Raw genomic sequence first — 11,112 nt, forward strand, 5'->3', positions numbered from 1 at the left:
AGGTGGCGTGACCAACCGTTCTGACGGTCGTTCCTCCGGCTCGGTGACCGTCCCGGCGGCCAGCGCTGTCATCGGGTCCCGGTACCGCGCGCCCGAGCGGGTGGGGGTCGTGGGTGCCGGCATGGTCGGCCTGTCCACCGCGTGGTTCCTGCAGGAGCATGGGGCCCAGGTCACGGTGCTCGAACGTGAGCATGTCGCGGCCGGCTCGTCCTGGGGCAACGCGGGGTGGGTCACACCGAGCCTGGCCACACCGCTGCCGGAACCGGCGGTGCTGCGTTACGGCGTCCGCGCCGTGGTGAGCCCGGCGTCCCCGGTGTACGTGCCGCCGCGCGCGGATCCGCGTCTGGCCCGCTTCCTCGCCGGGTTCGCCCGCAACAGCACGGCGCGGCGCTGGCGGGCGGCGATGGAACACCTCGCGCCGGTCAACCGCAGGGCGTTCGAGGCCTTCGACCAGCTTGCTGCCGGGGGAGTACGGGTGTCGACGTCCCCGGCCGAGCCGTTCCTGGCCTGCTACCGCAGCGCGCGTGAGCGGGAGACGCTGGTCACCGAACTCGCCGAGATCCGCACGGCGGGCCAGAAGGTCGACTTCGAGCTGCTCGGCGGCGCGCAGGCGCGGGCCCTGCAACCGGCGCTGACCGACGAGATCAACGCCGCGGTCCGCATCGACGGCCAGCGTTTCTGCGACCCGGGGCGTTTCGTGGCGGCGCTCGCCGACAGCGTCCGGGCGCGCGGCGGTGAGCTGCGGGAGGGCGTCGGCGTCCGCGGGATCCGTGACCGTGGCACCGACATGGCCCTGGAGCTCTCGACGGGGGACAGCGCACTGTTCGACGCGGTCGTCGTCGCCAGTGGCGCGTGGCTGAGCGAGCTCGCCCGCCCGTTCGGGGTCCGTCTCCCAGTGCAGGCGGGGCGAGGGTACAGCTTCAGCGTGGCGGCTCACACCGTGCCCGCGGGCCCGCTGTACTTCCCGGCCCAGCGGGTGGCCTGTACGCCGTTGGGTGACCGGTTGCGCATCGCCGGGATGATGGAGTTCCGGGAGCCTCGGGCGCCGCTGGACCAGCGTCGCATCACCGCGATCGTCGACGCGGTCCGCCCCCTGCTGGCCGGTGTGGAGCTGACCTCCCGGCGGCAGGAATGGGTTGGCTCACGTCCCTGCACGCCGGACGGTCTCCCGGTGATCGGTCGGACGACATCCCCACGGCTGTTCGTGGCCGGTGGGCACGGTATGTGGGGCATCACGTTGGGGCCGGTCAGCGGACAGCTGGTGGCGCAGGCGCTTGTCACCGGCCGCCTGCCGGTGGAACTCGAGCCTTTCGACCCGCTACGCTGATCCGCGCCCGGGCGCCTACTACGACGGGCCAGTTGGCCGGCTGGCTCCGCTCCTGTCCGGGCTCCAGCCCCGTGTGCCAGCCGGTTTCTCGGGCTGGGTGATCGAGTGTGCTTCCGTTCGGGCCCTGTCCTCGCGCGGCGGCCCGGCTCTCGGGCCGGCCGATCATCTGGACGGCGGATTCCCGCGGGTTTCGCGACGTGGGAATGCCGTTCCTGACCTGCCTGCCGGTCATGGTATATCCAATTCGCTTTGTGTTCATATGAATACCGGCGGCAATGTGTGTCGGGCTGAAGCTGTCGGTGTCATAGCGTGGATACGGTACGTGTTTTGACAACACCGGTGATGGATGCAACTCTGCCTGAGTGGTGTGGCGTGGGGCCGCACCGTCGGTGGATGGTCGAATGACCGGGCACCGCGCACCGAGGAGTGGACGGACCATTGACGGCGCTGCACTATTCATCTTTCAGGCATCGGAGCGTTACCGGTCGTCGGCGGGCCCAGGCTGATCCGATCCGTTGTCCCGGTAATGCCGCCCAGGTTGTCTGTGATGAGGGACACCGCTGGTGGGCCGTCCGCTGGTCGCTTGTCGGCCTGCTCGCCGATGGCCCCTTCGAGACGCGGGCGGCCGCGCTGGAACGGGCGAACAGCTCACCCCAACTGTGACGACATGCGACAGCCGTCTCGTTCCGGGACGGCTTCCGTCGGCCCATCGGTAGCCGATTCTCGCAAAAACAGATAAATGATATGCCCTATTCGGCTGTCGACCGAAAATGACGAGATCTTTTTCTCGTGTGCGAGATCCGTATTCCGTGGCAGGCGGGTTGGGCCGTGGCAGGCCCGGTTGCCCGGGCCGCGAACGGACCAGCAGCCGTGGTACCGACGACCTCGCCGGGTCAGCCGAGCAGGTCGAGCACGGTTGTGGCGACCGGGCCGTTGGTCAGATCCTGACTGGTTTCCAGCAGGTGCGCGCGCCACAGCTCTTCCGCGGCCCTGACCTCACGTGCCTCGATGAGGTCCACGACCCGCTCGTGCTCCAGGAGGCGCCGACGGCTGGCGAGCCGCTGTTCGGCGCTGCGTTCCGGGCCTGGGTGGGACAGCGTCGCGAGATCGAGAATGTGACGCAGCATCCCTGACAGCACCGACAGCGTCGTGTTCCCGGCAAGCTTGACCAGCAGGACGTGGAAGGCGAGATCGGCCTGCAGGTACTGGCCCGGGTCGTCGGTGCTGACGGCGGCCGCTGTCTCGCTCACCGCCAGCCGGAGCTTGTCCAGGTCTTCCTGGGCGCGATTCTCCGCCAGCAACGCCACGCACGGTGGTTCGATCACAGCGCGGGCCTGGTGGATGTCGGCAAGGGTCGTCCCGCGGTATTCCAGGACCAACGCGGCGTAGCGGGCCGCGATGTCCCCGTTCGGGATGTGTACGCGCGCGCCACCATGCGCGCCGCGCCTGACCGTGATCAGGGCTTCGGATTCCAGGACCCGGAAGGCCTCGCGCAGCGTCGGCCGGGAGACCCCGAACTGCTCCATGAGGGTGGCCTCGGGTGGGAGGGCATCGCCCTCCACGAGCTCTCCCCGCACGATGCGGCGGCGAAGGTGTGCCGCGACGAGTTCGGCGGTTTTCGGGACCCGGACCTGCTGCCCGATCGCGACCACCGTGCCGACCCTGCTAGCAGCAGGCATCGCCAGCTCTTGTACAGCCATCGTGGGCGCCTCCGTCGACGACGAACAGGTAGGTCTGTATAAACGTGGAACCGGTGAACCAAGTGGGGTAGTACAAATGTTGTTGGTGCTTGAGGTTACCAATGGGTCGTCCGGTCTCCCTAGAGAGCCTTGACACATTTGGGGTCTGGATGTTGTCCGACAGTAGCCTTTGCCTTGTCCAGGAGTGCCCGTGGGCCACCGGCATGGGCTGGACGGTCGTGGTGCTGAAATCCCCGGAGTACCCTTCGCCCAGCTACTTTTGGCCCCGTGCTATAAGCTCGGCCGGGACGCAGACGCCTGTCGCCGGGCCGGCTGCAGCCCGTGGCCCCGCTCGTCATTGGCTGTCGCCATTGGGACATGCCACCGTTGTTGACATCTGGGACGCGGTTGGCCAGGTGAGCGGTTGGCCAGGTGAAGCGTGCGCCGTCGCCTGTCGCCTTCGGGACAGCTCTTTCCGTAGATGTCAGTCGTGACTTAAAAGTCAACCCGTTGGGTATCGGTAGGTTTAGTGACTGTCCGATGGCTCCGGGTTGCCTGAATCGGGTTTTTTGACTGATCGATTAGTGATGGGGGGCCGCTCAGCTCGCGGCTGGCGTACCGGCCTGCCGGGCAGGCGGATCTCCGACGTTACCGGGTGAAAGTGTTCGTGTCGCTTCGGATGTGCTGACGGTGCGACGTTTCCGGTATGGGAACGGATGTGTTTTCGGGCTGTTCCAGGAAGATCCAGACACCTTCGCGTCTCCGCGGATGTCGTATAAGGGACGTTACTTCTTGTCGCGTGACTCGGCCTGCTCCCGGGCGACCGTCTCGGGTGTGGGCGCGCTGCCACCGAGATGGGCCGGCAGCCACCATGGCGATTCACCCGGGAGTGGCGGTGGGTAGTCACGCTGGGCATCGGTCAGCAGTTTCAACACGGCATCCGAGAGCAGTTGGGTGCCGGCCGCCGCGGGTGCGAGCTCGGCGGGCGGGATCGGTTCGCCGACGACGATCGAGACCGTGGCGCCGCGCGCGGCACGGAAGTTGCGCGGCCGCCCCTTGGTCAGAATGCGCTGGCTGCCCCAGACGGCCATCGGCAGCGCCGGGACATTGGCTTCGACGGCCATCCGAGCCGCCCCGGTCTTGAAGGGCTGGAGGCAGAAGCTGCGGTTGAGCGTCGACTCGGGGAAGATCCCCACGAGCTCGCCGGCCCGCAGCGCCGCCACCGCGTGGTGGTAGGACCCCGCGCCCGCCGACCGGTCCACGGGAATATGGCGCATCCCGCGCATGAGGGGCCCGGCGATCGGGTGGGAGAAGACGTCGTGCTTGGCCATGAAGCGGACCAGGCGTCGGTGGGAGCGCCAGAACGGGACGCCGGCGAGGGCAAAGTCCAGGTAGGAGACGTGGTTGATGACGACGACGCATCCGCCTGTGGCCGGTATGTGCTCCTGGCCTCGGACGTCGAGCCTGAGATCGAGCGCCTTGAAGAAGCCGAGCGCGAAGCGGATCACTGGCTTGTAGACGAGTTCCGCCACCCGCTCCTGACCTCCCGCCTATCTGTGTTGTCCCAACTGTGTCACGTTGGGATGATCGATTTCGATCGGCCACGAAAAGTAGCTGGCCGATCGTACCGTGAGTCGTCGCGAGCCGCCGGGAGACCATGCCGGAAGGGCGGGCAGGCCGTGTCGGACAGGCACTCGACGATCGTTCTCCGCAGCATTGCATACTCAGCTCCACCTGAGCCACATCGGCATCAGCCACATCGGCATCAGCTACATCGGCATCCCAGGGGCCGTCAGCGGTACCGGTTGGACACGATCGGATAGGAGACGTACGACGCCTGACGAGTGGACGCATCTGCTCAGCTCGGGGGATCCGCCGCGTTGGACGGCGCTGGTAGGTGCTGTGATCGCCTTTGTCGTGGTGCTCGACAGCCGGCTGTGGCCGCTGGCCCGGCATGTGATCACCATTGCTCATGAGGGAGGGCATGCGCTGGCCGCGGTCGGCAGCGGCCGGCGGCTCGGTGGTATCCGGCTGCATTCCGACACGTCCGGTGTGACCGTGTCGGCCGGGCGGCCGACCGGGCCGGGCGTCGTCGTCACGGTCGCGGCCGGCTACATCACGCCCTCGTTGCTCGGCCTCGGCGCCGCCGCCCTGCTCGCGGTCGATCAGGTGAGCCTGATGCTGCGGCTGAGTGTCGTCCTGCTCCTGGGGGTGCTCGTCGCCATCCGCAACGCCTTCGGCGTGCTGTCCATCGTGCTCAGCATCGGGACCGTCGTGGCCGTGTCGGTCCTGGCCTCGGAGCGTCCCCAGCAGTTGTTCGCCATGTCCATCACCTGGTTCCTCCTCTTCGGTGGGCTGCGGCCGATCATCGAGGTGCAGCGGACCCGCAGCCGGGGACGTGCGCCGACGTCGGATCCGGATCAGCTGGCCCGGCTGACCGGCATGCCCGCGGGGCTGTGGGTGCTGTTCTTCGCCTTCGTCTCCCTGTTCTGCCTTGTCATGTCGGCCGAATGGCTCGTGCGGTAGCAGCCCGTGTGACGGCCGCCCGGACGGCAACGGTCCGTGTGGTGGTGGCCCGTGCGGTGACTGTGTGGCGCGGGCATACCGTGCTCCACGCCCGGCTCCCGGGAGCCGGGCTCCCGGCAGGCGTGCCCTTGGCGGACATGGTTTCGGCAGACACAGCTTTGGTGGGCACGGCTCTGGCAGGCACGGCTCTGATGGGCACGGCCTCGGTGGGCGGTTGCCGCCGGCGCCCGCCAGAGGTCGGGCGGGCACCAGCGGAGGCCATGCGGTACGGGTGGTTGTCTGGCACACTACGAACACATGTGCGGTCGCTACGCCAACGCCCTGGGTGGGCAGCAGCTCGCAGAGTCGTTCTCCGCGCGTGACGAGACAGGCGGCGTACAACCGAATTTCAACGTCGCGCCGACCGCTTCGGCGCCGGTGGTCGTCATCCCGCCGGGCCAGCAGCCGACACCGGCTCCCCGGCTGCGGCTGGCGCGCTGGGGCCTGGTGCCCTCGTGGGCCAAGGACGCCGCCATCGGCAACAAAATGATCAATGCCAGGGCGGAGACCGTGGCGGCCAAACCCGCGTTCCGTGCCGCGCTGCGGGCCCGCCGCTGCCTCGTCCCGATCACGGGTTACTACGAGTGGCAGCGGACCAAGGAGGCCCGGCGCGCGCAGCCGTACCTGGTACGCCCGGTCGACGGCGAACTCGCCGCGCTCGCGGGACTGTACGAGCTGTGGCGTCCGCCCACGGGCGGCACGCTCGCGACCTTCACCATCATCACCACTACGGCGCCGGCCGGTCTGGAGTCCCTGCATCCACGCTCGCCGGTCGTCCTTCCTCCGGCGGACTGGTCGCACTGGCTTGATCCTGCCCTGGCCGATCCGGCGGTGCTGACCAGCATGCTCGGACCCGCGCCAGCCGGAGTGCTGCGCGCCTACCCGGTCGACACCCAGGTCGGCAACGTGCGTAACAACGGCCCGCATCTGCTGGAGCCGGTCACCCCGGCCGGCGACGGGGACGGCGTGGGCTCGCGGGCCGCCCGCTCCGGTGCGGCCCCGGTCGACCGTGAGTGACTTCCGTCCATGGGCCATCCGCCGGATGACGCGCTCCAGGCGCGCCGGTGAGAGCGTTCTGAAGCTGACGAGGAGACCCCTCACGCGGCCCACCGCCAGGACGCGCTGATCCGCGGGCCGCAGGAAGCGACTTTCGGGACCGCGTGCTCCCAGTCGGCCTGGCAGCGGCCGCCTATCACCAGAAGATCTCCGGACGCGGGGAGCAGCGTCCGGCCGGCGCCACCACCGCGTGGACGGAGCCGGAAGGGACGCCGTGCCCCCAGCGTCACGATCGCTATCAGGGTGTTGCCGAGCCTGCGCAGCTCACGGTCGCGGTGGAACGCGACGCTGTCGTCACCGTCCCGGTAGAAGTTGAGCCCGACCGAGCCGAACGGCACCTGATAATGCGCGCACAGAGAGCTACGTATAGTAGCCAGGATGGGATGGGGGAGGGGTTCGGCGGCCTTGTACCACCGTGACAGCCGTGGATCGTCGACCATGCGCTCGTACATCCACCGTCGGCCCTGCCGCCACGGGACCTCGCTGGCGAGGGTCTCGTAAAGGTCGTCGGCGCCGCGCAGCCACCCGGGTGCCACGTCGGCCCACGACGTCCCATCGAGGTGGATACGGCTGAATGCCGGGCTGGTAGTGACCTCGGGATCACCGATGGTCAACAGGCTGCACTGGAGGGGCATAGAAGTACGATACCCGAACATATGTTCGATATCGAGCGTGTCGGGCAGGCCGGCCACCGGGGGCGATGTCCCGGTGGCCCCGCGCTCTGGCAACACGGATGACCGGAGCGGCTCTGGCCGCGGCCACAAGCGCTGCCGGTGCCCGGCGATCCCCGCCCGGGAATGTCGGTGGAAGCCGGCCGGCTCCGCCCGAGCCGGCCGGGCCGGCGATCCGGGTCCTGGGTATCAGGCTCGCGACTCCCGGCGGACCGCAAGAGCGCGCGTGATCTGTGCGACGCCGTGCACGATCAGCTCGATCCCGAATATCACCGCCAGGATGAAGACGGTGGCCGACGGCCACACCAGGGCGAGAATGCCGATGCCCATCGCCAGGAGACCGATGAACAGGCCCCACCCCCATGGGCGTCCGTGCCCGTGCGCGTAGCCGGCCATGGCGACACGCACGGCACCGGCCACCAGCAGGCAGATACCGACGATGAGGGCCAGTGTCCACAAGGTGACACCCGGCCAGGCGAGTGCGACGATCCCGCCGATCACGAGCAGGACACCGAAGAGAGCGGAGGCGTCCTCACCCGCACGGGTCGTCGCGGCCATGTCCATGATTCCGGCCAGCACCAGCCCGACACCGATCAGGATCGCCAGTGTGCGCGCGGCGGCGAAGGGATGGGCGACCAGGAGCGCGCCGAGAACCGTCACCGCGATTCCCAGGAAGAGCCCTGCCATCCAGACCGTGCCCGAAGCTCCGCCGTGGTGACGGTGCGTCTCTGCCGTCGTCATCATGATTGTCATCTCCAGGGTCGCTCATACCTTCCGACCTGGACAAGTGGTTCCCCGCGCCGGGCGCCGCCAGTCCTCGATGCCGGCCCTGGGCGGCTCCCGCTCCCCGGCGCCACGGCGTCTTTCCGCTGCTCCGCTGCTCAGGGCGAACGGTGTCCCGGCCGTTCGTGCCGTGCCCGTCCGCCGCGCGCTGGCCCGGCCGGCGGGCGGCTCCGGCCGGGTGCGCCGGGATGCCCGGCCGGCGCGGTGTGGCCGGCCTACCGGCGGCCCGAGCGGTCCCGGGTTCTGGATCAGGGCGGTTCTTGACCGCTGGCGCGGCTGTCGGCCGTTGGTCCTGTGCGGTCCTGATCAGAACGTCCTGATGGCCGAGATGTCAGCATCGATCGTGACTTTGTCGCCGATGAGGACGCCTCCCGCCTCCAGCGGCGCGTTCCAGGTGAGGCCGAAGTCCTTCCGGCTGAGGGATGACGTGGCGGCGAATCCCACCCGACTGTGGCCGGACGGGTCCACCGCGCTGCCCTGGAACTCGACCGCTACCTCGACCACGCGCGTCGTGCCGTGGATGGTCAGGCCGCCGGTGGCCACGTAGCTGTCCTGGCCGCTTCCTGGCCTGATGCCCGTGCTGGTGAAGGTGATCGTCGGATGCGTGCCGGCATCAAGGAAGTCGGGGGAGCGTAGATGGGTGTCGCGGTCGGCGTTCCCGGTGTCGATGCTGTCGGTGTCGATGCTGATCGTGGCATGTGAGGCCGTGGGAGTGGAGCCGTCGAGGCGCAGTGCGCCCTCGAAGGACCTGAAACTGCCCCGGACGGTCGCCACCATCGCGTGTCGGACGGCGAAGCCGGACCGGCTGTGAACGGGGTCGATCGCCCAGGTGCCGGTGAGCTTCTCGACGGCGCTGCCCGGTACGGTCATGATGTTCTCCTCTCCAGGCTTCTCCTACGATTCGTGCCCCCTGAGGGGCGGGTTCTTCTGTGACTTCGCGGGCCCTACGCGCATGATCTTTTCGTCTGGCCCCAAAGCGATTGCGTGAGCAACAGTCTGCTCCCCGGACACGCCGGCAGCCGATCGCTTCGCCCCCGGTCCGCGGTCGCGGCTGTCGTCGGTACGGCTGGCTTCCACCGTGTTCCCCGACGCGTCGGTCCGGGAGGTGGCGGCCGCTCCGCGTAGTTCGGCATCCCGGAGGAACAGGCTGATCGCGAACGCGGCGATCCCGATCGGAACGGCCACCAGAAAGACCCGGCCGAGCGAGTCGGCATAGGCGGTCCGTACCGCTTCACGTATCGGCGCGGCCAGCCCCGCGACCTCGCGCGGAGCTGAGACAAAACGGTTGGCGGCAGCGCTGCCGGTCTGCGCGCCCGGTACCCGGAGGGCGATGTTCGTGGCCAGCTGGGCGGTGAGCACCGCCCCCAGGGCGGACGCGCCGATCGCGCCCCCCATGGTACGCAGAAATGTCACGCTGGAGGTCGCGGCGCCCATGTCCCGCGGGTCGACAGAATTCTGTACGGCCAACAGGACGTTCTGCAGGAGGAGGCCGAGGCCGAGCCCCGTGACGAACATCCACAGACCGAGTTCCAGCGCGCTCGTGCCGGCGCTGACATGACTGAGCAGAAAGAGCCCGGCAGTGGCTCCGACGGTGCCTGCCACGACAAACCACTTGTAGTGCCCGATAACGCTGATCAGTCGGCCCGACCCGATGGACGTCAACAGAATACCGGCGAGCAGCGGGAGCATCCGCAGCCCGCTGACAGTGGCACTCGCGCCCTGGACGATCTGTAGGTACTGCGGAAGAAAAACAATCGTCCCGAACATGAAGGCCCCGGTGACGAGGCTCAGCAGCGCGGACACCGTGTAGATGCTGTTGGTGAACAGCCGGGGTGGGAGAATGGCCTCCGGCGCCACCCGTTCGCGCAGCGCGAAGGAACCGGTCAGTACGATTCCCGCGATGATCATCGCGGCGATCTGCCAGGAGAGCCACGAGAAGTCCTTGCCCCCGCTCTGGGTGGCGAGCAGGATGGCGCTCAGGCCCGTGACCAGCAGGATGGCGCCGGCCCAGTCGATAGCCGACCGACGGCGCCGGAACGGCAGCCGCAGCGTCCGGCTGATGACGACGAGCGCGGCGAGCCCGACCGGAAGGTTGACGAAGAACACCCAGCGCCATGACCCGTGGTCGACCACGAAACCGCCGACGAGTGGGCCGAGGATGCTCGACGCGCCGAAAACTCCGCTGAAGTATCCCTGGTAGCGCCCCCGTTCCCGGGGCGGGACGATGTCGCCGATGACGGCGAAGGCCAGGGAGATGAGGCCGCCGGCACCAAGGCCCTGCAGGGCGCGGAATCCGACAAGCTGGTACATCGACTGGGCAAGCCCGCACAGTGTGCTGCCGGCCAGGAAGATCGTTATGGACAGCTGCAGGACGATTCTGCGCCCGTAGAGGTCACCGGCTTTCCCGTACAGCGGGGCGGAGATCGTGGAGGTCAGCAGGTAGGCCGCGACCAGCCAGGAAAGCATGTCGCTGCGATGGAACTCACCGACGATGGTCGGCAGCGCGGTTGCGACGATGGTCTGGTCCAGTGCCGCGAGCAGCATGCCCGTCATCAGCCCGGTGATAATGACGACGATCTGCCGGTGGCTCAGGCCCGTACCGGTGCCGTCCGGTGGGTTCCGGTCACGGCTGACATTGTTCCCGGTGGTCGTCATGCATCCTCCGTCGGGCGGGCCGCTCGTGCGATGCCGGCACAGTGAGAGCGTGGGGCGGCCACAGGAATTCGACGCAGGTCGCAACGCGATGTATCCCACGGCTCGACATTTCGCTACTTGATTGTATGATGCAACTATACGTGATCGTTTTGATTGGGCATCGGGCGTGTTGTCGCGTGTCGGCCGTGATACCGAACACGGTCGGTACATAGCAGGTTTTGTCCGTCACTCGCGGTGTCCTGTGGACAGAAGACGGTTGTCCACAGGCGAGGGGTACACGATGTACCGCCACGGCGCGGGGCCCTACCGTCACGGGCATGGCTGATCTTTCTTTTGCCCCCGGCACCCGCTCGGGCGTGGCTGCCGTGGTCCGGCC

General features: G+C 68.3%; 9 protein-coding genes. 3 read left to right on the forward strand and 6 right to left on the reverse strand.

Annotated elements, in window-relative coordinates:
* A partial coding sequence (locus tag AC5LUJ_RS01080) for an NAD(P)/FAD-dependent oxidoreductase (RefSeq protein WP_493464328.1) occupies positions 1-1,327 on the forward strand: 1,327 nt, incomplete at its 5' end.
* A gap of 893 nt (positions 1,328-2,220) precedes the next feature.
* Here the strand turns inward: AC5LUJ_RS01080 and AC5LUJ_RS01085 are convergent.
* Entirely contained in the window at positions 2,221-3,027 is an 807-nt protein-coding gene (locus AC5LUJ_RS01085) for a FadR/GntR family transcriptional regulator (RefSeq protein ID WP_250283962.1), read from the reverse strand.
* Between the two features lie 764 nt (positions 3,028-3,791).
* Entirely contained in the window at positions 3,792-4,538 is a 747-nt protein-coding gene (locus AC5LUJ_RS01090; protein ID WP_250283964.1) for a lysophospholipid acyltransferase family protein, read from the reverse strand.
* Positions 4,539-4,908: 370 nt separating this feature from the next.
* On the opposite strand from AC5LUJ_RS01090, the gene AC5LUJ_RS01095 reads away from it, so the two are divergent.
* Both AC5LUJ_RS01095 and AC5LUJ_RS01100 read left to right on the forward strand, forming a co-directional pair.
* Positions 4,909-5,532 carry a M50 family metallopeptidase gene (locus AC5LUJ_RS01095; protein ID WP_250283966.1) on the forward strand — a complete coding sequence of 208 codons (624 nt, stop codon included), beginning with the start codon at positions 4,909-4,911 and terminating at the stop codon, positions 5,530-5,532.
* A 297-nt stretch (positions 5,533-5,829) separates the two neighbouring features.
* Positions 5,830-6,588 carry an SOS response-associated peptidase gene (locus AC5LUJ_RS01100; protein ID WP_250283968.1) on the forward strand — a complete coding sequence of 253 codons (759 nt, stop codon included), beginning with the start codon at positions 5,830-5,832 and terminating at the stop codon, positions 6,586-6,588.
* 80 nt (positions 6,589-6,668) lie between these two features.
* Here the strand turns inward: AC5LUJ_RS01100 and AC5LUJ_RS01105 are convergent, their stop codons facing one another.
* The 4 genes from AC5LUJ_RS01105 to AC5LUJ_RS01120 form a co-directional block, all read right to left on the reverse strand.
* A complete protein-coding gene (locus AC5LUJ_RS01105; protein WP_250283970.1) occupies positions 6,669-7,262 on the reverse strand; it encodes an alpha-ketoglutarate-dependent dioxygenase AlkB in 594 nt (197 codons plus the stop codon).
* A gap of 225 nt (positions 7,263-7,487) precedes the next feature.
* Positions 7,488-8,042: an HdeD family acid-resistance protein gene (locus AC5LUJ_RS01110; RefSeq protein WP_250283972.1), complete on the reverse strand. Its 555-nt coding sequence runs from the start codon at positions 8,040-8,042 to the stop codon at positions 7,488-7,490.
* Between the two features lie 345 nt (positions 8,043-8,387).
* Positions 8,388-8,951, reverse strand: a complete 564-nt coding sequence (locus AC5LUJ_RS01115; RefSeq protein WP_250283974.1) for a YceI family protein — start codon at positions 8,949-8,951, stop codon at positions 8,388-8,390.
* A 24-nt stretch (positions 8,952-8,975) separates the two neighbouring features.
* Positions 8,976-10,736 carry an MDR family MFS transporter gene (locus AC5LUJ_RS01120; RefSeq protein ID WP_250290600.1) on the reverse strand — a complete coding sequence of 587 codons (1,761 nt, stop codon included), beginning with the start codon at positions 10,734-10,736 and terminating at the stop codon, positions 8,976-8,978.
* Positions 10,737-11,112: the final 376 nt, after the last annotated feature.

The organism is Protofrankia sp. CiP1_Cm_nod3 (genome assembly GCF_982290655.1).